This is a genomic window from Streptomyces sp. NPDC002742, from assembly GCF_042888885.1.
Lineage (GTDB): Bacteria > Actinomycetota > Actinomycetes > Streptomycetales > Streptomycetaceae > Streptomyces.
In genome coordinates this window covers 355-1,017 of record NZ_JBIAQF010000084.1, presented here as the reverse complement: position 1 = coordinate 1,017, position 663 = coordinate 355, and the positions used below count along the sequence as shown (strand labels likewise).

Sequence of the window (663 nt, the reverse complement as noted above, 5' to 3'; positions counted from 1 at the left end):
CAGCGGCCAGTACGAGATGACGTACATCGACATCGACTCCGACCGCAACACCTACAACTCCTCCAGCGCCGAACTGCGGCTGCCCGAAGGCTCCCGGGTGAGTTACGCACGGCTGTACTGGGGCGCCAATCTGCGGGTCGGTGAACAGAAGGACCCGGCCGACAACGACCGGGTCCTGATCGCCGAACCCGGCGGGAACTACAAGGAAATCCGCGCCGATTCGCTGGTCGGTCACCGCGACGCCGGAACCCACCAGGGATTCTCCGCCTCCGCCGATATCACCGAACTCGTCCGCTGGTCCGAGCCGGGCGCCTGGACCGTCGCCCAGCTCAATGTCGCCATGGGCAACTCGGACATGGGCGCCTGGGGCGGCTGGACGCTGGTCGTCGCCTACGAGAACCCGGCCGAACCCCTGCGCGAACTCGTCCTGTGGGACGGCTTCGAGTCGGTCGACGGACCGTCCCAGGACGTCGTGATCACCGTGGACGGCCTGGCGGTCACCCCGGGCGCGCAGGGCAGCGCCGGCGTCGTCGGCTACCACGGGGAGCGCACCGCGAACGGGCACGGGCTCACCGTCCGGGACACCGGTGGCGGCGGCGCGGTCGTGCGGCACCGGGCACTGGATTCGACCATCGCCGACCACGGACGCCCGGTCACCACGCG

1 pseudogene is annotated in these 663 nt (G+C 70.0%); it reads left to right on the top strand.

The features are described from left to right. Positions 1 to 663: pseudogene (locus ACFYW8_RS44590) on the top strand (DUF3344 domain-containing protein); the annotation flags it as partial.